We start from the raw sequence: 21,600 nt of genomic DNA, 5'->3' as shown, positions 1-21,600 counted from the left end.
CGAATGCGCTGGAAGTGCCGTGGTGCCGAGCGCACAATACCGCAGCCCAACCACGCGGAGCGCACAGGCCGATCGACTGGACCCTCATCGAGACACATGGGGCTGGCGGCCTGCGCGGCCTGGCCGCTTCGCCAACTACACAGAAGGGCAGGCGAGCGCCCGCACCGAGGAGGCGGCCTGGACGCCGCCGCCCGGCACACTCACCATCGACATCCACAGCCACGCTGGTCGCGTGACCGTCTCGCGCGATCCGAAGCTGGGCGCCAACCGCCCGTTCCTGCCCGTGGCCGAGCCGATGCGCACCGGTGGCATGCACGTTGTCTGCCTGGCCATCGTCACCGATACGCTGGCGGTGCATGTCGCTGCCAGCGGCAAGCGCTTCGAGGCCTTCCGCACGCCCGAGCCGGGTGAGCTGTACCAGCTTGGTATGACCGAATTCGCGCGCGCCCAGCGGCTGATCGAGAAGGAGCGACTGCACGTGGTGACGGACGCCGCGTCGCTGGCTGCACAGGGCACGCGGGGGCCGAGCGTCATCATTGCGTCGGAGGGCGCGGATTTTCTGGAAGGCCGGATGAGGCCTACACGCAGCACCGTCTGCGGTATTTTCAGCTTACGCCCTACCGGGTGAACGAACTTGGCGACATCCAGACCGAACCGCCCGTGCATGGCGGCCTGACGGACTTCGGCGCGGATGTTGTGCGCCGCTGCAATGCGCTGGGCATCGTGGTGGACGTGGCGCACGGCACGTATGACCTCGTCAAGCGCGCGGCGGCCACGACCACCAAGCCGCTGGTGCTGTCGCATACGGCGCTTTCGGGGCGGCCGGGGGCGCGCAGCCGGTTGATCTCTGCGGACCATGCGCGCGCGGTGGCCGAGACGGGCGGCGTGATCGGCGTGTGGCCCAACACGGGCGATTTCCCGAGCCTCGACGCCATGGCTGTCGGCATCAAGCGGATGGCCGACGTCGTGGGCGTCGCGCACGTGGGCTTGGGGACCGACATGCTCGGCTTCATCAGGCCGCCGGTATTCACGAGCTATGCGCAACTGCCGGAGTTGGCTGCGGCCTTGCTGAAGGCGGGCTTTACTTCGGCCGAGGTCGGGCAGATTCTGGGTGGCAACTACCGGCGCGTGTTCGAGGCGACGGTAGGTTGACTCTCTACCAGGAGGACGAAAACGGTGCCGGGCGCGCTGGCCCAGCACCGAGTCCGCTTAGCGGTCGTACTCGACCGAGTTGGTGAAGTTCAGGTCAAACGGATCAGACCACGACAGGTTGGTGAAGGAGAAGTCCGAACTGCCCGTCCAGCCCGTCACCGCCGGGAAGGCCGTGCTCTGATCACCCGGTACGTTGACGGTGAGCGTGGTGCCGGGAGTTGCAGGCGTGGCGCGTGCCGTGCCGTTGACGAAGACGGCCTGGCTCTGGCCCGACGCCGTGGCGCGAATCTGCACGTTGGCCTTCTTGACGAAAGGCACACCGGCCTTCGTCGTCCAGGTGACCGGCAGGGTGGCGCCGCCCGCGAAGGTGGATGCCGTGCCCGGCGTGAGGATGTCGCGCGTGGCTTGCGACACGTCCTGCCACGTGTACTGGCGCAGCGCGTCTGGCGATGGCGACGGCGTGCGCAGTCTCACGGTGTAGGTCTTGGTGAGCGTCGATGGCACCGCTGGCGTCGCTGTCGGCTGGCCATTCTGGTAGATGTCGATCGTGTAGGCGCTGAACGGCGTGATGGTCGCCAGCTCCGACGCGGTCAGTTGCGGCTGGGCCCACGCGCTGTTGTTGGGCCAAGTGAAGGCGCTCTGGTTGGCCGGGTCCTGCGCCACACCGGCCAGACGGAAGTTGTTGCGGCAGGAACCCAGTTTGCTCAGCGCGGCGAGCTGCGCCACCGTCTGTCCCGAGGCGATCTGAGCGCGGATATTCAGCGTGTCGCACACGCCGGAAGAGGGTTGCAGAAACACCCCATTGCGCAGGCCGGGGCCACGGACGATCGCATAGTCGACCGGCGTGCCGCCGGCATCGACGGTACCCACCTGCATGTTGATCGAATCGACAAACGCATTGGTGCCGGTGGTTGGCTTGGCCGCGTTCAGCCAGTCCCACTTCTGCGAGTTGGCGTTGACCTTCGTGAGCACGTCACGCCGGTTGCCGACCACGCGCCAGCCGTTGTCTCCGCTGGCACGCGAGGCGGCCTGCACCGCAATGCGCACATGCTGCTGCATGCCGTCGCGGATGCCGTCGGTGCGGGTCCAGGCCAGCTTGATCCACAGCGTGTCACCGGTGCTCGACATCACGCGGATGATCTCCGGCAGGCTGAAGCTGGCGTTGTTCATCGCATCGTCAGCGAACATGCCGGGTGTGCCGCCCGACGTTGTGGCGAACTCCTGGTTGGCGTTCAACCCGTTGTTCAGGTAGCTCGCCGGCACGCCGCCGATTCGCGCACCGGCGGCCACGTCATCCACGAAAATCTGGGCGCAGGCAGGCACACTGCCGCCGATGCGCGCAGCACCCGTCGATCCGGCAAAGCACTGGTTGAGCGCGGTCTGCAGCGCGGCCAGGTCGGTGGCCGTTGGCACGTTGGAAACGGTGGTACCACCGATGGTCGCCGTGCTCGGCAGGTTGGATGCATCGCTGGCCTGCGGTGCGACGCCGGGGGAGAGCTGCAACTGCATCGGCGTGTCGCTCGATGCGCCCGCCACCGAACTGATTTGTACGCTGCCGTCCGGCAGCACATTGACCTTCACCTGATCGAGCAAGCGATCGAGCCCCGGCGCACCGGCCGTCAGCGGGCCGGAGATCAGGTCCACCCCCGTGTTGCCCGTGGAGGCCAGCAGGTTGGCCAGCGCGGCGGAATACGCTGCCACCGTGCTGGAGACGGCCTGCGCGGTCACCTTGCTCTGCAGCAGGCCCGTGTTGCCCAGGAGCTTGCCGGGGTTGTCGCCCACGATGGTGGCGGCGATGGCGTTGGTAATGGGTGTGATGTTGATCGTCTGCGTGCCGCCGGTGGCTGAGAGCGCGATCAGCGTGGCTTGCGAGTCGGCCACGTTGCCGGTGGCGGACAGTGCGAACGGCGCGGTCATGCCCGTCACCGTACATTGGAAGGCCCCCGTTGTGGCATTGGCCGGGCAACTGGCCGTTTGACCATTGGCATCCATCAACGTGACGGTGGCGCCTTGCATGGCGGCGCCGGTGGCCGCCACGCCGCTGACGGTCTGCGCCGCGGGCGTGCCGCCACCGCCGCCGGACGATGCGTTGCTGCTGCCGGAATCGCCGCCGCCGCAAGCCGACAAGGCAAGCGTGGTCAACGCAAGTGCAATTGGGGTGAGTTTCATGAGGTCCTCCGCTGGTTGTTGTTGTGGGCGTACCGTGCGTGCGGCCGCGAGTGTTGTGCGGAGATTCTGGAAGGGAGTCCTGCCGCGGGCATCCTCCATATGAGGGAAAAACCCGACGAATTGACGATACCCAGGAAAAAAATCGGGTGCTATTTTGGCGCACACAACATGTCCGAGCCGACCATCGAGGCGAGCGCGACGGGCGTCATGGCCAGACAGCCATCCTTCGGAGGAGGGGAGTGTGCTCAACGACCAGCTCATTGGTGATCTGTACGAAGCCGCCGTGACGCGGGACGGCTTTCTGGAGGTGTTCCACGACGTCACCGAGGCACTGGGTGCCAACGTGTTCCACATGTTCAGTTGGGACCCCATTCGCAACGCACCGCATCTTTCGACTTACTCCCCCGGGAGGGGGTGGGACGATGTGATTGCGCGCTACGACGCGTACTACGGCGCGCTCGATCCACGCCGCGGTTTTGTCGAGCGCGCGGGCCTGTGCGAATTCGCCTTCTGTCAGGACCATGTGTCCGACGCCTATGTCGAGCGCAGCGAGTTTTACCAGGACTACCAGATACCGTCGGGCTTCCGCTACCTGATGGGCGTGCGTCTTGCGCGTCCGGGCAGCAGCGACATCCTGCTGGGTATGTTGCGAGCCAATGGGCGCACGCCTTACTCGGACGAGGATCGCGCCAACGCGACCGGCATGGCGGGTCACCTGCAGCGCACGATCAACCTCTGGCAGGACACGCGGGCACTCCATCGCGACGCCGCCTTCGGCACGGAGCTGATGGAGCAGCTTGGCCTGGCCGTGTTTGCGCTGGGGCGTGACCAGCGTGTGCTGTTCGCCAACGCGCAGGCCGAGGCTTTGTTGCGTGCGTCGACGTGTCTGCGGTTGGAGCATGGTCGCCTGAGCGCCACGTTTGCCGCTGACAACGACGGCTTGCAGGCCGCGTTGGCGCGCGTGGCGAAATCCCGCAAGGGCGAGAGCTTTGCGGTGCGCCCCGCGCTGGGTGCCGCGCACGAGATCTTTCTTGGCATCTCGCTGCTGCCGGCCAATGCCGTGCAGGCGGCCTTTGGTGATGCTGCACTGATGGTCACGGCACGTCGGCGCGGCGCAGCCAGCCCTGTGACAGCGACCCAGTTGCGCCAGGCATTCGGCTTGTCGGCGGCGGAAGCCGCGGTGGCCGAGGCGTTGATCGCAGGCAAAACCCCCGACGAATACGCGGCTGGCGCCGGTGTTGCGCTGTCGACAGTGCGCTCGCAGTTGCGCGCCGTCTTCGAGAAGACGGCGACGCGCTCACAGGCGGAAGCCGTTGGGGCGATGCTGTGGGTGTTGTCGCAGCGCAAGTCCCAGGGTTAGGGGCGCAGCGGTATCGGGCCGTTCGCCGCGCCGTCGTTACGGTGCGGCGTGAGCGGGATGCTTGTGGTTGTCGGCGTCTTGCAGATGAAGCCACGGCCTCACTGTGCGCGCCATGGCGTTGCCCAGCGCAACGTGCTGGTCCGCATCCAGATGGATGCCGTCTACACGGCTGGCGTCTGTGGCGGTATTCGCATCAAACAACGCGCAACCCAACGCTTCGGCCACCTCCTGATACGCCTGCGTGAGGCCGGCAGCCTTGCCGGCAGCGCCCGCAAATTTCTGAGCCATCGCACGGGCCGGCATGCGAATGACCGGCGGCACCACGATCAACACAGGCGGTATGGACATGCCGGGTTCGATGGGTGCCTGGCGGATGGCTGTCACCAATTGCGCGACCCCTTGCGCGGCATCGCGGGCATCGTGTTGAAAGATCGCCTGAAAATCATTGGTGCCCAGCATCAGGATGACGAGGGCGAGCGGCGAATGCGTTTCGATGCGTTGCGCCAGGCCCTGCAGGCCGCTGCGCCCGGAGCGGCCCGGATCCTCCAGCGTTGTGGTGCGTCCGTTGAGGCAGTCTTCGATGATGCGCACGGCGTATCCCCGCGCCCGCAGCGCGGCTTCCATCACGCCCGCCCAGCGCTGGTCAAACGGTAGGCGCTGTCGCGAGCCGGGGACGATGCCCCACGAAAGCGAGTCGGAATAGAGCAGGACGTGCTGCATGCGCGTGGTCAGGCAAAGACCGGGCGGAAGAAGCTGCGTTCGTAGCTGACAAAGCAGCCGGTCTCGTCTGCATACTGGAAGGCGGCGATGCAATCGGCGTCGCTCTTCGAGCGCTCGCGATCAACCTCATAGGCCGCCAGGCTCGGGAATGAGAACAACGCCAGCGCGACGTTGTTGGCCCCTTCGGACGGCAGGAAGTAGCCGTGGTGCCTGCCGCCAAACTTCTCGACCAATGGAATCCACATCTTTCCGTAGGTCTCGAATTCCTGGAGTCTGGCTGTGTTGACGATGTAGCGGATCGTGCAGGTGATCATGTCGAGTGCGGGCAGATGTGTGAGCCAATGAGCCTAAACGCCTGCCCGCTAGCGGGTCAATCTCAGTAGTACCGCAGCTCCGTCGCCTTGCCGTGGAATACCTTGTACGAGTAGATGGTGTACGCCACGATGGTCGGCAGCACGATGGCCACGCCCACCAGCATGAATTCGAGCGACTCGGGCGCGCTGGCCGCTTGCCAGATGTCGAGCCGATCGACCACCAGATACGGGAACAAGCTGTACGCGAGGCCGTTGAAGGCCAACAGAAAGATCGCACCGGTGCCGACAAAGGGTGCCCAGATCAGGTGTTCATCGCCCTTGGCAATCTGCTGCGGCAGGCGGCGCAGTACCCAGTCGATCAGGCCGAACAGCACCACCGTCACCAGCGGCACGGGCGCCAGCAGGATGATGTTGGGCAACGCGAACCACTTGTCGAACACGCGCGTGCTGACCCACGGCGTGGCCAGCGACACGGCTGCCACGCCCAGCGCCGTGAACCACAGACTGCCGCGCGCCCACTGCACGGCGCGCAACTGCAGCGCGCCTTCGGTTTTCATGATGAGCCATGTGGCGCCCAGCAGCAGATAGCCTGCGATGAGTCCGCCCGCCGTGCAGATGGCGAACACCACGTTGGCCGTGTCGTACTGGAAGCCTGTGATGTACAGCCCCAGCATCAGGCCCTGCGCCGCCGTGGCGATGACCGAGCCCGCATAGAACGCGCGGTTCCACCACGGTTTGTGGTGAGCGCGCGCCTTGACGCGAAAGTCGAACGCCACGCCACGCAGAATCAGGCCGAACAGCATCAGTGCCACCGGAAAATACAGCGCGCCCAGGATCTCGCCATGCGCGGCCGGAAACGCCACCAGCAGCAAGCCGACGCCGAGCACCAGCCACGTCTCGTTTGCATCCCAGAACGGGCCGATGGACGCGATCATCGTGTCTTTCTCGGCGTCATCGGCGCGGCGCAGCAGGATGCCGACGCCGAGGTCATAGCCGTCCAGGACCACGTAGGCCAGCACGGCAATGCCCATCAGGGCCATGAAGACCACCGGCAGCCAGCCGGCGGGTTGGGTGAGGTCGGGAATGGCGTTCATGCTTGGCTCACGGCGGCGGAAAGTTGCGGGGCGGGAATGTCTGCGTCGGTCGGGTCGATGGCGCCGCCGGCCTTGCGGGCCAGGTAGAACACCACGCCGACATACGAGCCGATGAGGAAGGCGTACAGCGCCAGGTACATCGCCAGCGTGCTGCCGATCATCCTTGCGGGCACGGAGGACGCCGCCTGCGCGGTGGTCAGCACGCCATAGACCAGCCACGGCTGCCGGCCGATTTCCGTCACGTACCAGCCGGCGACCACGGCCACCCAGCCGGAGAACGTCATGGCGACCAGCGTACGGGCAAGCCAGCGCGGCAGCTCGCCATTCCGGCGCAGGCGCCACGCGCTCGCCCATGACACGGCCAGCATCAGCAGGCCCACGCCCACCATCAGGCGGAAGGCGAAGAACACCGGCAGCACGGGCGGATGCTTGTCGAACTGGTTCAACCCCTTCACTTCGCCATCGAGCGAGTGCGTGAGGTACAGCGAGGCCAGCTTGGGCACGGCAATCTCGAAGCGGTTGCTACGCGAGGCCTGGTCGGGAATGCCGAACAGCACGGCGGGCACGCCGCGCTCGGTCTGCCAGATGCCTTCCATGGCGGCCAGCTTGGCGGGCTGATGCTCCAGCACGTTCAGGCCGTGCGCATCGCCGGCGACGATCTGCAGCGGAATCAACATGGCGGCCAGCACCACGCCGGTCTTGAGCGTAGCGCGCACGTCGGCGCCGCGATCGTTGCGCAACCAGCGGTAGGCTGACAGCCCCGCCAGCAGGAAAGCCACCGTCAGCCCCGAGGCCAGCAGCATGTGCGTGAAGCGATAGGGGAACGACGGGTTGAAGATGATCGCCAGCCAGCTTGCCGGATGCGCGCGGCCGTCGATCATCACGTACCCGGCAGGCGTCTGCATCCACGAGTTCAGCGCGATGATCCAGAACACCGAGATGGTTGTGCCCAGCGCCACGAGGAAGGTGGCGAAGGTGTGGACACGCTGGCTCACTCGGCCCGTGCCGAACAGCATGATGCCGAGGAAGCTCGCCTCCAGAAAGAATGCGGTCAGCACCTCATAGGCCAGCAGCGGCCCGGCGATGTTGCCCACGGTATTCATATAGCCCGGCCAGTTGGTGCCGAACTGGAAGCTCATCGTGACACCGGACACCACGCCCAGCGCAAAGGTGAGCGCAAAGACTTTCACCCACAGGCGGTATGCGGCCATCCAAGCCTCGTCGCCGGTCTTGCGATAGCGAAGCTTGAAGAACAGCAGCACCCACGCCAGCGCGATGCTGATGGTAGGAAACAGGATATGGAACGTGATGTTGGCGCCAAACTGAATGCGCGCCAATACAACAGGATCGAGTGACATGGTTCTTCTCGGGGCGTGACTACTTGTTCTTGCCGCTGCCGCCGCCTACGACGACAGCAAGCTTGTTCTTCACTTCCAGCAGCTTGTGCACCTTGGCGCCCATCTTCATGAGCTGCTGCAGGGCGTCCACGTCCAGCTTCTGCACGTCGTCAAACCACGTGGTCATGAGCGTGATGAGCTGGTACATCTCTTTCATGCGCGCCTGGGCGTGGCGGTCGTCGGGGTCGGTGGGGGATTCGAGCATCACGTCGCGCAGCAGCGTGAGCGTGGGGTCGATCTCGCGCTTGCGGCGCTCTTCTGCCAGCGTGCGGAAGATGGTCCAGATGTCGTCGGGGGCGGAGAAGTATTCGCGCCGGTCCCCCGGCTTGTGCGAGAGCCGCACCAGCTTCCAGGACTCCAGCTCCTTGAGGCCGATGCTCACGTTCGAGCGCGAGAAGCCCAGCGCCTCGGCAATCTCGTCCGCGTTGATCGGCTCGCGCGCCGCGTAGAGCAGCGCGTAGATCTGTCCGACTGTGCGGTTGATGCCCCAGCGGCTGCCCATCTCGCCGAAATGCAGGACGAAGCGCTGTTTCAAGGGGGAGAGTTGCATTGTTTTGATTTTTCTCAATTTTTAGGAATTTTTGAAAGTTTAGTCCTGCCGTGCTGCAGTGCAATGCGGCGCGCTGTCGCGCCTCTGGCTGGCCTCAAGGTTCGAACGCTGCAGAACCTTGTTGCGGCAAGGGATTTTCACGACTATAGTTAGCCAAATGGATAACAATGGAATTGCGCTAGACGCGGTTTTTCACGCGCTTGCAGACCCCACGCGCAGGGCAGTTATTCAACGGCTCGGTAGCGGGCCTGCGACTGTGAGTGAACTGGCAGAACCATTCGACATGGCGCTGCCGTCGTTCATGAAACACGTGCGGGTACTGGAAGTGACTGGGCTGATCCGCTCGAAGAAGAGCGGTCGAATCCGGACGTGCACGCTCGAGCGCGCGAGGCTGGCGGCCGCCGAGCGCTGGTTTGAAGAGCAGAGCGCGATCTGGGCAAGTCGTTACAACAATCTGGACAACCTCTTAGAGAAGCTCCAAGGAGAAGACAATGAAAGCTAACCTTCGATTCGATTTCCTCGTCGACATGCAAAAGAACAGCATCACCGTGAGGAGAGAGTTCGCGGCGAAGCGCCAACTTGTGTGGGATTGCCATACGAAGCGCGAATTGCTCGATCAGTGGTTTGCGCCCAAGCCCCTGACCACCAAGACAAAACACATGGAGTTCAAGGACGGCGGCTATTGGCACTACGCCATGATCACCCCCGATGGGCAGGCATTCTGGAGCCGTCTGGACTATCAGACCATCAGCCCGATCGACGGCTACGCGGCCTTGGATGGCTTCTCCGACGAAAACGGCGCCGTGAATCCCGACTTGCCGCGGGCACGTTGGGACGTCGCCTTTACCGATGCGAAGGAACGGACCCTCGTGACGACCGTTGTTCAGTACAACTCGCCCGAGGATGTGCAGAAAGTCATCGACATGGGATTGAAGGACGGCATGGCCTCCACTCTCGAACGACTCGACGAACTGCTGTTGGCCATGGGCGTGTCCGAAGCCCAGGCATAAGGCATCGCTCAAGACTTTCCCGGCCAAGAGCGGCGCATTTCTGCGACCTTCCGCTCTTGGCTGAACGTCGACATACCGATTGGCTGCGCATTCCTGATTCTTAGTGGCGATCGTGGCGATGGTCGATATGGCGGATCGGATGATGGATGACCGCTGCGGATGTCGGCCCATCACCTCGATGCCGATGCCTTCCAGCAACCCGTGCCGTTGCTTGACCATCAGCGTCGCCACCGCCGGCCCCGTACTGTGAGCAACCGCTCAGACGCCGGTATTTCGCCCGTCTCGACCTGGATCGGGATGCGTGCTGCTTGCTCGTCTGGCACACGGACAGCGGACCTGAACCACCACGTTCCCCTGCCTGCTCTCGCGTGACCAGGCAACTTGCTCCAACAGCACGACGGCCCGGCAACCCGCCGGGCTGGTGGCAGGCTTTCCGGACACGCCACGCCCCTGGGGGGGATTCTCGTATGTGAAGAATATTGTCAAGCAAACGTGTGGTTACGTACTATTTTTGGTTGATTTTCCGGTAATGAAGCAAAAACTACCGCAAATGAGTGATTATCGTCGGAGCGGTTTCCAGATGACAGACGCTGCACTGTGTTGCAGGTAACGGAGCTGGCAGAGTTCCGCTCTGCGTATCGTGTTTCATTAGAGGAAAATCAATCTCGTCTGAAGGTGGCTTCGGTGCGATTTGCGGCGCTGGCCGTGCATCCCAGATCAAGACAGGGTTATCTCGTACTTAATAAATCCGGGTTTCTGCCGAAATTGTGTTTGCAAAGCAAATCATCAAGGAGAAGCCCCCGCAATGCGTGTCAACGAACCTGTTACCCAGCGCGAATACGAGTTCCCGGACAACGCCACGCTCATGTCGACCACTGACACACAGAGCTACATCGCCTATGCGAATGCGGCGTTCATCGAGGTCAGCGGTTTTTCGCGCGAAGAGATCGAAAAGCAGCCGCACAACATCGTGCGCCATCCAGACATGCCGCCCGAAGCGTTTGCCGATATGTGGGCGACGCTCAAGGCCGGGCAGCCTTGGACGGCGCTGGTCAAGAACCGCCGCAAGAACGGCGATCATTACTGGGTGCGGGCCAATGCCACACCGGTCGTACGCAACGGCCGGCCAACCGGCTATATGTCGGTGCGGACCAAGCCCACGCGTGAAGAAATCGCGGCCGCCGAGTCGCTTTACAAGGACTTCCGGACCGGCCAGGCCGGCACCCGCAAGTTTCACAAGGGGCTGATCGTGCGGACCGGGTTGATGGCCTGGCGCTCGGTGTTCCAGGTGATGCCGGTGCGCTGGCGCATTCGGCTGACCTTCCTGACGTTGCTGCCAACCCTGCTGGTGGCGGCGTGGGCGTGCGGCTTGTCCGGCGCGGCACTCGGTGGCTTTGCCGTTGCGGAGTTGGCCGCCCTGGCGCTCGCTTCATGGTCGCTGAAGGTGCAGATCGCCACGCCACTCGAAAGGCTGCAGGAGCAGGCCCTGAGCGTAGCCTCGGGCGAGAACCAGAAGGTCGCAATCGCGAACCGCGTCGACGAGATCGGCATGACGCTGCGCACGATCAGTCAGCTCGGTTTGATGTTCCGCTGGCTGATTGACGACGTGGCCGAACAGGTGATCAGCGTGCAATCGGCCAGCCAGGAGATCGCCAAGGGCAATGGCGACATCAACATGCGTACCGAGCAGGCCGCAGCCAGCCTGGAGGAGACTTCCAGCTCGATGACGCAGATGACGGCCACGGTGGCCAGCAATGCGGAAACCGCCGGGCAGGCCAACACGCTGTCCGGCGCGGCCACGCAGGCCGCGCTCAATGGCGGTCGCGCCATGGCCGAGGTGGTGGCCACGATGGGCACGATTACGCAGAGCGCCAAGCAGATTGCCGACATCATTGGCGTGATCGACAGCATCGCCTTCCAGACCAACATCCTGGCGCTCAACGCCGCCGTGGAGGCCGCGCGTGCAGGGGAGCAGGGCCGTGGCTTTGCCGTGGTGGCGGGCGAGGTGCGCGCCCTCGCGCAGCGCAGTGCCGGCGCGGCAAAGGAGATCAAGGAGCTGATCGGCGCGAGCGTCGACAAGGTGGAATCCGGCTCGCGGTTGGTCGACGAGGCCGGCAAGACCATGGACGACATCGTCGACCAGGTCAAAAAGGTCTCGGCCATGATCGCCGACATCAGCCTGGCCACCGCGCAGCAGACCGACGGCATTACGCAGGTCAGTCAGGCGGTCAACCATCTGGACCAGGTCACGCAGGAAAACGCCACGCTGGTGGGCCAGAGCGCGGCGGCGGCAGAGGGCTTGCGCATTCAGGCCTCGCGCCTGGTGGAGGCGGTGAACGTGTTCCGCTGAGCTGCACTGCAGCGGTGTGCACGCCGCTGCACGCAATTGCAAAAACCGCGTCTACCGCACACGGAGATTGTGCCGTCTTCGCCTACTATGCCTGTGCTGCAGTATTCCTCAGAACGCACATTTACAGGAGCATGGACATGGCCTCACACGGTTTGATTGCCTGGCTGATCATCGGCGCGGTGGCGGGTTGGCTGGCCGGCATGCTGGTCAAGGGCGGCGGCTTTGGGTTGTTCGTCGACATCGTCGTCGGCATCGTCGGTGCGTTCATCGGCGGGTGGCTGGCCGGTGTGCTGCACATCTCGTTGGGCGGTGGATGGATCGGCTCGATCATCACGGCGGTGATCGGGGCGGTGATCCTGCTGTTCTTGATCCGGCTCATCAAACGCGCGTAGCGCTGTTCATGGTCGGCCAGGGCCTCCGGCGGGCCCTGGCCGCCGTTATTCATCATCCGGATCGCCGGTTTCAAGCCTCACTCCATCACCTAGACTGGTTGGTACAAGGACAACCGAGCCACGCCACAAGCGCTGGCGCGGCACGCACACGCTATACCCGAGCGAGACCCACCATGTCTGACCAGCCATCCCCTCCCCAAGAGCTCTACGAAGGGTTCGAGATTCACGTGTCGCCCAGCCCAATTTGGGCCGACAGCGGGCGTTACACCTACACGGGCTATGTGTGCCACCCAGGCGCCAGTCCGCAACAACCCGGCCACGTGGTGTCATTCCATGCCGATGGCGACGACAGCTTTCGCAGCCCGGAAGATGCCATGGAGGAGGCCGTGCATGTGGCGCGCAGCATCATCGACGGCACACATCCGGATTTGTCCGTGCTGTCGATCGTGACGCACGGGTACTGAACCCTCCCGCCTTTCTTTCGACCGGCACGTCGCGTGATGTGCCGATCGTCTCCTGTCGGCATCGGCCGCGTTTGCTGTGCCGCACCATCTCGAATCGTGCGCGCACCGAAACCGTGCGACCGCGCGCCCACGGGTGAAGCACACGAGCGGTGCTCATTCCTGATAAACGGCGATAGATCAACGCTTTCCGGTCCTGGCACACCTGTTGCGTAGCACCATTGCGCGGGTCAATGGCGACTCGCTCTCTTCGTGGTGAAGGCCCTGGTGCTCAGGGCTACTTGGACAACGGCGTCCCGGATCCTGGCCAATGCGGCTGGGTTTTCGGACGCCTTTCTTTTTTTCGGAAGCGGGATTCGATATGACCGGCAAAGCCACCCGAATCGATCTGTTCAGCCTGCGCACGCCTCAGATGCGCGCCTTTCACCTGACGTGGCTGGCGTTCTTCGTCTGCTTCTATGCGTGGTTCGCCTGCGCGCCGCTCATGCCGGTGCTCAAGGGTGAGTTCCACCTCACGCCAGGGCAGATTGCCAACATCAACATCGCCGCGGTGGCGGTGACGATCCTGGTGCGGCTGATTGTCGGCCCGCTGTGCGACCGCTTCGGTCCGCGCAAGACCTATACCGGCCTGTTGGTGCTGGGTGCCATCCCCGTGCTGGGTGTGGCGCTGGCGCAGAGCTACGAAGCCTTCCTGTTCTTCCGCCTGGCGATCGGGGCGATTGGCGCGAGCTTCGTGATCACGCAGTACCACACGTCGGTCATGTTCGCGCCGAACGTGGTCGGTACGGCCAACGCGGCGGCGGCCGGCTGGGGCAACGCGGGCGGCGGTGTGGCACAGGGCACGATGCCGCTACTGCTGACCGCCATCGTGATGATGGGCGTGACGCAGGGCCTGGGCTGGCGCATTGCCATGGTGGTGCCGGGCGTGGCGATGCTGATCGTCGCAGCGCTGTACTGGCGCTATACGCAGGACTGCCCGGAAGGCAACTTCGATGCGCTGCGCGCGGCAGGCAAGACCATCGACAGCGGCAAGAAGGGTGGCTGGGGCAGCTTCGTGACGGCTGCCGGCAACTACCGCGTGTGGCTGCTGTTCATCACCTACGGCGCGTGCTTCGGTGTGGAGATCTTCATCCACAACATCGCCGCCACGTATTACGTTGACCACTTTGGCCTGTCGCTCTCGGCAGCGGGCATGGCGGCCGCGAGCTTCGGCCTGCTGGCACTGTTTGCCCGCGCATTGGGCGGCATCGTGTCGGACCGCGTAGCAGCCCGTCGCGGCTTGGACGCCCGTACCCAACTGCTGTGCGTGCTGATGCTGGGCGAGGGCCTGGGCCTGTTCGGCTTCGCGCATGCCGGCAGCATCACGGTGGCGGTGCTGGCCATGCTCGGCTTCGGGCTGTTCACCCACATGGCGTGCGGTGCGACCTACGCGCTGGTGCCGTTCATCGACCGCCGCGCGCTGGGCGGCGTGGCCGGCATCATCGGCGCCGGCGGCAATGCCGGCGCGGTGGCCGCGGGCTTCCTGATGAAGGGCCTGGGCGATACGCAAGCCACGCTGTCGATGCTGGGCGTGATGGTGGCGATCTCGGCCATCTGCGCCGTCGCCGTGCGCTTCTCGGCAGAACACAAGGCGCGCGAACAAGCGCTGTACGACAACACGCTGGCAGCGGCCGGCAACGCTTGAGCCAACACTAAGGAGATCGCCATGACCATGAAGATCGTCGTCATCGGCCACGGCATGGTGGGCCACAAGTTCCTGGAGAGCTTGCTGCATGCCCCGGGCCACGATTTGCACGTCACCGTGCTGTGCGAAGAACCGCGCCCGGCGTACGACCGCGTGCATCTGTCGGAATTCTTTACCGGCAAGACTGCGCAAGACCTCTCGCTGGTTGCGCCCGGCTTCTTCGACCGCGACGACGTAGTGCTCAAGCTCAACGCCCGCGCAGTCTCCATCGATGTGGCGGCCAAGCTGGTGACAGCCTCCACCGGCGAGGTGCTGCCGTACGACAAGCTGGTGATCGCCACCGGCTCCGCGCCGTTCGTGCCGCCGATCCCGGGCAAGGACCGCGAAGATTGCTTCGTCTACCGCACCATCGAAGACCTGGAGGCGATGGCCGAGTGCGGCCAGCGCGCCAAGACCGGCGTGGTGGTGGGCGGCGGCCTGCTGGGCCTGGAATGCGCCAAGGCCCTGCGCGACATGAATCTGCAGCAGACCCACGTGGTGGAGTTTGCCGGTCGCCTGATGGCCATGCAGGTGGACGACGGCGGTGGCCGCATGCTGCGCCGGAAGATCGAAGACCTGGGCGTGACGGTGCACACGCAAAAGAACACGGTGGAGATCGTCGATGGCGAGGATGGCAAGCACCGCATGAATTTTGCGGACGGCACGCATCTCGATGTCGACATGATCGTCTTCTCCGCCGGCATCCGCCCGCGCGACGAGCTGGCACGCCAATGCGGCCTGGAAGTGGGCGAGCGCGGCGGCATCGTGATCGACTCCGACTGCCGCACCTCGGTGCCGGACGTGTACGCGATTGGCGAATGCGCGCTGTGGGGCGGCAAGGTGTACGGCCTGGTCGCGCCGGGCTATGAGATGGCGCGCATCGTCGCCAAGCAGATCCTGGCGGCGGAGGAGGAAACGTCCTTCAACGGCGCCGACATGAGCACCAAGCTCAAGCTGATGGGCGTGGACGTGGCCAGCCTGGGCGACGCGCAAGGCATCACCCCCGGCAGCCGCAGCGTGCTGTTTACCGACGAGCGCAAGCAGATCTACAAGAAGCTGGTGCTGTCGTCCGACGGCAAGTACCTGCTGGGCGGCGTGCTGGTGGGCGATGCTTCCGAATACGGCACGCTGCTGCAGATGATGCTCAACCGCATCGAGTTGCCCGAGGCGCCGGAATTCCTGATCCTGCCGCAGGCCGATGGCAATGCACGTCCGGCGCTGGGCGTGGATGCGCTGCCCGACGGCGCACAGATCTGCTCGTGCAATGACGTGTCGAAGGGCGCGCTGTGCCAGGCCGTGTGCGCCGGCGCCACCACCGTGGGCGCGCTCAAGGACGCGACGAAAGCCGGCACCTCGTGCGGTGGCTGCGTGCCGCTGATGACACAGGTGATGAAGGCCGAAATGAAGAGGCAGGGTCTGGCCGTCAACAACCACATCTGCGAGCACTTCGCATACTCGCGTCAGGAGCTGTATCACCTGGTGCGCGTGGGCCGCTTCCAGACCTTCGAAGCGCTGCTGGAAGCGCACGGCCACGGCATGGGCTGCGACATCTGCAAGCCCGCCGTGGCAAGCATCCTGGCCTCGTGCTGGAACGATTTCGTGCTCAAGAAGGAGCACGCCGGCCTGCAGGATTCGAACGACTACTTCCTCGCCAACATCCAGAAGGACGGTACGTATTCGGTGGTGCCGCGCATGCCGGGCGGCGAGGTGACGGCGGATGGCCTGATCGCCGTCGGCCAGGTCGCCAAGAAGTACGGTCTGTACACCAAGATCACCGGTGGCCAGCGCGTGGACTTGTTCGGTGCGCGCCTGGAACAACTGCCGCTGATCTGGGAAGAGCTGATCGCCGCCGGCTTTGAGTCGGGCCATGCGTATGGCAAGTCGCTGCGCACGGTGAAGTCGTGTGTGGGATCGACGTGGTGCCGTTATGGCGTGGGCGATTCGGTGGGCTTTGCGATTGCGCTGGAGAACCGCTACAAGGGCCTGCGCTCGCCGCACAAGCTCAAGTTTGGCGTGTCGGGCTGCACGCGTGAATGCGCCGAGGCGCAGGGCAAGGACGTCGGCATCATCGCCACGGAAAAGGGCTGGAACCTCTACGTGTGCGGCAACGGCGGCATGAAGCCCCGCCATGCAGAACTGCTGGCCGCCGATCTGGATCAGGCCACGCTCATCAAGTACGTCGATCGTTTCCTGATGTTCTACGTGCGCACCGCCGACCGCCTGCAGCGCACCAGCACCTGGCGCGATAACCTCGAAGGTGGGCTCGACTACCTGAAGGACGTGATCGTGAACGACAAGCTGGGCATTGCCGCCGAGCTGGAAACCGAGATGCAGCACGTGGTCGACACCTATCAGGACGAGTGGAAGACCGCCGTGACCAACCCCGAGGTGCGCAAGCGCTTCCGCCACTTCGTCAACAGCGACGCGGCCGATGCCAACGTCGTGTTTGTCGAAGAGCGCGGGCAGATCCGCCCGGCTACGGTGGATGAGCGCAGCAAGACCCGCCCGGTGCGGATTCCCGTTGTTGCTGAGGCTGCCTGACCCAGAAGGAGATCACCATGCAAGCCAACCACTGGACCCCAATCTGTGCCCTGGACGACATCGTGCCCAACACCGGCGTCTGCGCGCTGGTGGGTGATGAGCAGGTGGCCGTATTTCATGTCGCCGGCAGCACACCGCAGCACGTCTACGCCATCAGCAACTACGACCCGAACTCCGATGCTGCAGTGCTCTCGCGCGGGCTGGTCGGCAACCTGGGGGAGCGCATTGTCGTGGCGTCGCCGATTTACAAGCAGCATTTCGACCTGAGCACGGGTGAGTGCCTGGAAGCGCCGGTCAATTCGGTGCATGCGTACGCGACCAAAGTTGAGAACGGCACCATCTGGGTAGGGGTGTAAGCATGACGTCCGCGCGCTCCAAGCTCGTCGTCATCGGCAACGGCATGGCCGGCATGCGCACGGTTGAGGAGTTGCTCAAGCTCGCGCCGGACCTGTACGACATCACCGTGTTCGGCGAGGAGCCGCACGGCAACTACAACCGCATCCTGCTCTCGCCGGTGCTGGCAGGCGAGAAGCGCGTGGATGACATCATGCTCAACACGCGCGAGTGGTACACGCAGAACCACATCACGCTGTACGCAGGCGACCCGGTGGTCGCCATTGACCGCCCGCGACGCACGGTGCGCTCGCGCGATGGTGTGGAAGTGCAGTACGACCGCCTGCTGATTGCGACCGGCTCGCGGCCGTTCATCCTGCCGGTGCCGGGGCACTTGCTGCCGGGCGTGATCGCCTTTCGCGACATCCAGGACGTGGAGACCATGCTGGAGGCGGCGCGCAACCACCGGCATGCGGTGGTCATCGGCGGGGGGCTGCTGGGGCTGGAAGCCGCCAACGGCCTGATGCGCCAGGGCATGGACGTGACCGTGGTGCACTTGCCCGATACGCTCATGGAGCGCCAGCTCGACAAGCCGGCTGCCCAACTGTTGCAGAAGGCGCTGGAGGCCAAAGGCCTGCGCTTCCTGCTGGGTGCTCACACGGCTGAACTGCTGGGTACAGACCGCGTGATCGCCGTGCGCTTCAAAGACGGCACGGAGATCCCCGCCGATCTCGTCGTCATGACGGCCGGCGTGCGGCCGAACACCGAACTGGCCCGCTCAGCAGGCCTGCATTGCGAGCGCGCCATCATCGTCGACGACACGCTGCAGACTTACGACCCGCGCATCTACGCCGTGGGCGAGTGCGTGCAGCACCGCAGCGCCACCTTCGGGCTGGTCGCACCCATCTGGGACCAGGCCCGCGTGTGCGCCGCACACCTGGCGGGTGCCGGTCACCGTCGCTACATCCAGCAAGCCACTGCGACCAAGCTGAAGGTGACGGGCGTCGATCTGTATTCGGCCGGTGACTTCATCGGCGGCGAAGGCACCGAAGACATCGTGCTGCGCGACCCGCGCCGCGGTGTCTACAAGCGCCTCGTGCTCAAGGACGACCGCGTTGTCGGCGCGGTGCTGTATGGCGACGTGGCTGACGGCCCGTGGTACTTCGACCTGATCCAGCGCGAGGTGCCCATCACATCGATCCGTCAGCGCTTGCTGTTTGGCCGCGCGTTGTGCGAAACCGAGGCTGCCTGATTTGCCTGATAGCGAAGGCCACTCTATGACGATGACGACCATCCCCATCCATCCAGTCACCGAGTCGGTGCGCACCACCTGCCCGTACTGCGGCGTCGGCTGCGGTGTGCTGGCGACCCCGCATGCGGATGGCAGCGTCGGCATCGAGGGCGATCCGGCGCACCCGTCCAACGCGGGGCGCCTGTGCGTGAAGGGCTCGGCGCTGGGGGAGACCGTCGGCCTCGATGGCCGTCTGCTGTACCCGGCCATCCGCGATCGCTCACACGATGTGGATGCCGCGCCTGCGCCTTTGCACCGCGTGTCATGGGACACCGCCCTCGATACCGTCGCGCAGGGCTTCCGCCGCATCGTCGATGAGCACGGCCCCGATGCGGTGGCGCTCTATGTTTCCGGCCAGTTGCTGACTGAGGATTACTACGTCGCCAACAAGCTGATGAAGGGCTTCATCGGCACCGCCAACATCGATACCAATTCGCGGCTGTGCATGTCGTCGGCGGTGGCGGGGCACAAGCGCGCGTTTGGCGAAGACCTCGTGCCCGTCTGCTACGACGACCTGGAAGAGGCCGACCTGATCGTGCTCGCGGGCTCAAACACCGCCTGGTGCCACCCGATCCTGTTCCAGCGCATCGTGCGCGCCAAGGAAGCGCGACCCGAGCTGAAGGTGGTGGTGGTCGACCCGCGCCACACGGCCACATGCGAACTGGCCGATCTGCATCTGCCCGTCAAGCCCGGCACCGACGTGTGGCTGTTCAACGGCTTGCTGTCATTTCTCGCGCGGCAGGGTGTGGTCGACCGGAGCTTTGTCGACCTGCATACCAGCGGCCTGGACGATGCACTGCGTGCCGCCGATGTCGACTGTGGCGATGTGGAAGCCGTCGCCCGCGCGTGCAAGCTCAAGCTGGACGACCTGCTGACCTTCTACAACTGGTTTGCCGACACGCAGCGCACCATCACCGCGTTCTCAATGGGCGTCAATCAGTCGACAGCGGGCACGGACAAGGTCAACGGCATCATCAATTGCCACCTGCTCACGGGCCGCATCGGCCGTGCGGGCATGGGGCCGTTTTCCATTACCGGCCAGCCGAATGCAATGGGCGGGCGCGAGGTGGGCGGTCTTGCCAACATGCTGGCCGCGCATCTGGAACTGAACGAGCCGACGCATCGCGCACTCGTGCAAAGGTTCTGGAACGCGCCGCGCATGGCTGACAAGGTGGGCCTGAAGGCGGTCGACCTGTTCAACGCCATTGAGGCCGGACGCGTGAAGGCGGTTTGGATCATGGGCACCAACCCCGTGGTCAGCCTGCCCGATGCCGACCAGGCGCGTCGTGCGCTGGCCAAGTGCGAACTCGTTGTCGCTTCCGACATCGTGGAGGCCACCGATACCACGTTGCTCGCCGACATCGTCCTGCCCGCACTCGGCTGGGGCGAGAAGGACGGCACGGTGACGAACTCCGAGCGGCGCATCTCGCGCCAGCGCGCCTTCCTGCCTGCACCCGGCGAGGCACGTGCGGACTGGCTCATCATCGCCGACGTGGCTCGCCGCATGGGCTACGACGGTTTCGATTTCAAGAGCCCGCGCGATGTGTTTGACGAGCACGCACGCCTGTCGGCCTACGCCAACGATGCACGCGGTGAGCGTCGCGCCTTCCACCTGGGCGGCCTGACCGGGCTCAATGCCGACGCCTATGACGGCATGGCACCCGTGCAGTGGCCCGTCACGCTGTCTGGCAATAGCGAAGTGCGTCTGTTCAGCGACGGCCGCTTCGCCCATGCAGACGGCCGCGCGCGTTTCGTGTCGACGCCGGCCCGCGCGCCCGTGCACGCCACCGATGGCGAATTCCCGCTCGTCCTCAACACCGGCCGCGTGCGCGACCAGTGGCACACCATGACGCGCACCGGCCGGGCCCCCAAGCTGGCGGACCACGTGCCCGAACCGTTTGTCGACCTGCACCCGCAGGATGCGCTGCTGGCCGGCGTGCGCGAGGGCAACCTGGCGCGCGTGTCGTCGCGCTGGGGCAGCGTGGTGGCGCGCGTGCGCATGAGCGGCGGCATCGCGCGCGGCAGTGTATTTGTGCCGATCCACTGGAACGGTCAGTTTGCGTCCGATGCGCGGGTGGGCGCGGTGGTCAACCCGGTGGTCGATCCGGTCTCGGGCGAGCCCGAGTTCAAGCACACGCCGGTGATGGTCGAGCCGTTTGACGTGGCGTGGCACGGCTTCGTGCTTTCACGCCGCGCACTCGACGTTGACAACGCAACATGGTGGACGCGCATCCAGGGCAGGCAGTTCGTGCGCTACGAACTGGCCGGGCGCCAGCAACTGGGTGGATTGCACGACTGGGCGCGCAAGCTGCTCGGCGTGAGCGACCCGCATGCCGACTGGCTCGAATACGAAGACACCACCGCGCGTGTCTACCGTGCCGTGCACGTGGTGGACGATCGCATCGAGGCCTGCGTGTTCCTCTCGCCGCGTCCGGATCTACCGTCTCGCAACTGGCTGGCGGGGCTGTTTGCACAGGAGCGCCTGGAAGACCTCGACCGCTCGGGCGTCCTGCTCGGTCAGCCGATCGAGGCAGGGGCGGACGTGGGGCCGACCGTGTGCTCGTGCTTTGGCGTAGGCCGCAACACCATCTGCGACGCCATCCGCACCAAGGGCCTGCAGTCCACGGGCGAAATCACGGCCTGCCTGAAGGCTGGCGGCAACTGCGGCTCGTGCGTGCCGGAACTCAAGCGTCTGCTGGTGGAAACGCGCATGCCGGTGGAAGAAGCTGCCTGACGCCTCGTC

The 21,600-nt window shown here is 64.8% G+C and carries 19 protein-coding genes; 13 read left to right on the top strand and 6 right to left on the bottom strand.

What is annotated here, in order from left to right:
- Positions 1-22: 22 nt before the first annotated feature.
- On the top strand, positions 23-628 hold the full coding sequence (locus tag B4F51_RS06615) for a hypothetical protein (RefSeq protein ID WP_296224290.1): 606 nt from the start codon (positions 23-25) through the stop codon (positions 626-628).
- On the top strand, positions 625-1,152 hold the full coding sequence (locus tag B4F51_RS06610) for a dipeptidase (protein ID WP_296224289.1): 528 nt from the start codon (positions 625-627) through the stop codon (positions 1,150-1,152). Before B4F51_RS06615 ends, B4F51_RS06610 begins: the two co-directional genes overlap by 4 nt.
- 57 nt (positions 1,153-1,209) lie before the next feature.
- Here B4F51_RS06610 and B4F51_RS06605 read toward each other — a convergent pair whose 3' ends face one another.
- A complete protein-coding gene (locus tag B4F51_RS06605) occupies positions 1,210-3,321 on the bottom strand; it encodes a hypothetical protein (protein WP_296224288.1) in 2,112 nt (703 codons plus the stop codon).
- 241 nt (positions 3,322-3,562) lie between these two features.
- Here B4F51_RS06605 and B4F51_RS06600 point away from each other — a divergent pair, with 241 nt between their 5' ends.
- Positions 3,563-4,681 carry a helix-turn-helix transcriptional regulator gene (locus B4F51_RS06600; protein ID WP_296224287.1) on the top strand — a complete coding sequence of 373 codons (1,119 nt, stop codon included), beginning with the start codon at positions 3,563-3,565 and terminating at the stop codon, positions 4,679-4,681.
- Positions 4,682-4,717: 36 nt separating this feature from the next.
- On the opposite strand, the gene B4F51_RS06595 is transcribed toward B4F51_RS06600, so the two are convergent.
- The 5 genes from B4F51_RS06595 to B4F51_RS06575 all read right to left on the bottom strand — a co-directional run bounded on the left by B4F51_RS06595 (position 4,718) and on the right by B4F51_RS06575 (position 8,756).
- Entirely contained in the window at positions 4,718-5,401 is a 684-nt protein-coding gene (locus tag B4F51_RS06595) for an SGNH/GDSL hydrolase family protein (protein ID WP_296224286.1), read from the bottom strand.
- 8 nt (positions 5,402-5,409) lie between these two features.
- A complete protein-coding gene (locus tag B4F51_RS06590; RefSeq protein WP_296224285.1) occupies positions 5,410-5,715 on the bottom strand; it encodes an NIPSNAP family protein in 306 nt (101 codons plus the stop codon).
- Between the two features lie 62 nt (positions 5,716-5,777).
- Positions 5,778-6,809, bottom strand: a complete 1,032-nt coding sequence (locus B4F51_RS06585) for a cytochrome d ubiquinol oxidase subunit II (RefSeq protein ID WP_296224284.1) — start codon at positions 6,807-6,809, stop codon at positions 5,778-5,780.
- Positions 6,806-8,167 carry a cytochrome ubiquinol oxidase subunit I gene (locus B4F51_RS06580; RefSeq protein ID WP_296224283.1) on the bottom strand — a complete coding sequence of 454 codons (1,362 nt, stop codon included), beginning with the start codon at positions 8,165-8,167 and terminating at the stop codon, positions 6,806-6,808. Before B4F51_RS06580 ends, B4F51_RS06585 begins: the two co-directional genes overlap by 4 nt.
- A gap of 19 nt (positions 8,168-8,186) precedes the next feature.
- Entirely contained in the window at positions 8,187-8,756 is a 570-nt protein-coding gene (locus B4F51_RS06575) for a GbsR/MarR family transcriptional regulator (protein ID WP_296224282.1), read from the bottom strand.
- Between the two features lie 157 nt (positions 8,757-8,913).
- Between B4F51_RS06575 and B4F51_RS06570 the strand changes: the two genes are divergently transcribed.
- The 10 genes from B4F51_RS06570 to B4F51_RS06525 all read left to right on the top strand — a co-directional run bounded on the left by B4F51_RS06570 (position 8,914) and on the right by B4F51_RS06525 (position 21,591).
- The gene (locus tag B4F51_RS06570; RefSeq protein WP_296224281.1) at positions 8,914-9,258 is read left to right on the top strand and encodes an ArsR/SmtB family transcription factor; all 345 of its coding nucleotides are present in this window, start codon (positions 8,914-8,916) and stop codon (positions 9,256-9,258) included.
- Complete coding sequence (locus B4F51_RS06565; protein WP_296224280.1) at positions 9,248-9,766, top strand: SRPBCC family protein; 519 nt, start codon at positions 9,248-9,250, stop codon at positions 9,764-9,766. The genes B4F51_RS06570 and B4F51_RS06565 overlap by 11 nt, the downstream gene beginning before the upstream one ends.
- Positions 9,767-10,571: 805 nt before the next feature.
- Positions 10,572-12,116, top strand: a complete 1,545-nt coding sequence (locus tag B4F51_RS06560; RefSeq protein WP_296224279.1) for a methyl-accepting chemotaxis protein — start codon at positions 10,572-10,574, stop codon at positions 12,114-12,116.
- Positions 12,117-12,253: 137 nt separating this feature from the next.
- On the top strand, positions 12,254-12,508 hold the full coding sequence (locus tag B4F51_RS06555; protein WP_296224278.1) for a GlsB/YeaQ/YmgE family stress response membrane protein: 255 nt from the start codon (positions 12,254-12,256) through the stop codon (positions 12,506-12,508).
- Positions 12,509-12,681: 173 nt separating this feature from the next.
- The gene (locus B4F51_RS06550) at positions 12,682-12,972 is read left to right on the top strand and encodes a hypothetical protein (protein ID WP_296224277.1); all 291 of its coding nucleotides are present in this window, start codon (positions 12,682-12,684) and stop codon (positions 12,970-12,972) included.
- A 358-nt stretch (positions 12,973-13,330) separates the two neighbouring features.
- Complete coding sequence (locus tag B4F51_RS06545; RefSeq protein WP_296224276.1) at positions 13,331-14,653, top strand: MFS transporter; 1,323 nt, start codon at positions 13,331-13,333, stop codon at positions 14,651-14,653.
- A gap of 21 nt (positions 14,654-14,674) precedes the next feature.
- On the top strand, positions 14,675-17,233 hold the full coding sequence (nirB, locus tag B4F51_RS06540; protein ID WP_296224275.1) for a nitrite reductase large subunit NirB: 2,559 nt from the start codon (positions 14,675-14,677) through the stop codon (positions 17,231-17,233).
- Between the two features lie 17 nt (positions 17,234-17,250).
- Positions 17,251-17,589, top strand: coding sequence for a nitrite reductase small subunit NirD (gene nirD, locus B4F51_RS06535; RefSeq protein ID WP_296224274.1), 339 nt, complete (start codon positions 17,251-17,253; stop codon positions 17,587-17,589).
- 2 nt (positions 17,590-17,591) lie between these two features.
- The gene (locus B4F51_RS06530) at positions 17,592-18,818 is read left to right on the top strand and encodes an NAD(P)/FAD-dependent oxidoreductase (protein ID WP_296224273.1); all 1,227 of its coding nucleotides are present in this window, start codon (positions 17,592-17,594) and stop codon (positions 18,816-18,818) included.
- A gap of 25 nt (positions 18,819-18,843) precedes the next feature.
- Entirely contained in the window at positions 18,844-21,591 is a 2,748-nt protein-coding gene (locus B4F51_RS06525; RefSeq protein WP_296224272.1) for a nitrate reductase, read from the top strand.
- Positions 21,592-21,600 lie beyond the last annotated feature (9 nt).

The organism is Ralstonia sp. UBA689 (genome assembly GCF_002298975.1).
In the GTDB taxonomy this organism is placed as follows: domain Bacteria; phylum Pseudomonadota; class Gammaproteobacteria; order Burkholderiales; family Burkholderiaceae; genus Ralstonia.
The sequence above is the reverse complement of the archived record's forward strand: the minus strand, read 5'-3'. Positions and strand labels throughout refer to the sequence as shown.

Bases quoted from the DNA above. Each gene is read 5' to 3' on its own strand.
- B4F51_RS06560 (WP_296224279.1), top strand. From the start codon at position 10,572: ATGCGTGTCAACGAACCTGTTACCCAGCGCGAATACGAGTTCCCGGAC.
- B4F51_RS06530 (WP_296224273.1), top strand. From the start codon at position 17,592: ATGACGTCCGCGCGCTCCAAGCTCGTCGTCATCGGCAACGGCATGGCC.
- nirD (WP_296224274.1), top strand. From the start codon at position 17,251: ATGCAAGCCAACCACTGGACCCCAATCTGTGCCCTGGACGACATCGTG.
- B4F51_RS06550 (WP_296224277.1), top strand. From the start codon at position 12,682: ATGTCTGACCAGCCATCCCCTCCCCAAGAGCTCTACGAAGGGTTCGAG.
- B4F51_RS06580 (WP_296224283.1), bottom strand. From the start codon at position 8,167: ATGTCACTCGATCCTGTTGTATTGGCGCGCATTCAGTTTGGCGCCAAC.
- B4F51_RS06575 (WP_296224282.1), bottom strand. From the start codon at position 8,756: ATGCAACTCTCCCCCTTGAAACAGCGCTTCGTCCTGCATTTCGGCGAG.
- B4F51_RS06570 (WP_296224281.1), top strand. From the start codon at position 8,914: ATGGATAACAATGGAATTGCGCTAGACGCGGTTTTTCACGCGCTTGCA.
- B4F51_RS06585 (WP_296224284.1), bottom strand. From the start codon at position 6,809: ATGAACGCCATTCCCGACCTCACCCAACCCGCCGGCTGGCTGCCGGTG.
- B4F51_RS06555 (WP_296224278.1), top strand. From the start codon at position 12,254: ATGGCCTCACACGGTTTGATTGCCTGGCTGATCATCGGCGCGGTGGCG.
- nirB (WP_296224275.1), top strand. From the start codon at position 14,675: ATGACCATGAAGATCGTCGTCATCGGCCACGGCATGGTGGGCCACAAG.
- B4F51_RS06590 (WP_296224285.1), bottom strand. From the start codon at position 5,715: ATGATCACCTGCACGATCCGCTACATCGTCAACACAGCCAGACTCCAG.
- B4F51_RS06565 (WP_296224280.1), top strand. From the start codon at position 9,248: ATGAAAGCTAACCTTCGATTCGATTTCCTCGTCGACATGCAAAAGAAC.
- B4F51_RS06545 (WP_296224276.1), top strand. From the start codon at position 13,331: ATGACCGGCAAAGCCACCCGAATCGATCTGTTCAGCCTGCGCACGCCT.
- B4F51_RS06595 (WP_296224286.1), bottom strand. From the start codon at position 5,401: ATGCAGCACGTCCTGCTCTATTCCGACTCGCTTTCGTGGGGCATCGTC.
- B4F51_RS06605 (WP_296224288.1), bottom strand. From the start codon at position 3,321: ATGAAACTCACCCCAATTGCACTTGCGTTGACCACGCTTGCCTTGTCG.
- B4F51_RS06525 (WP_296224272.1), top strand. From the start codon at position 18,844: ATGACGATGACGACCATCCCCATCCATCCAGTCACCGAGTCGGTGCGC.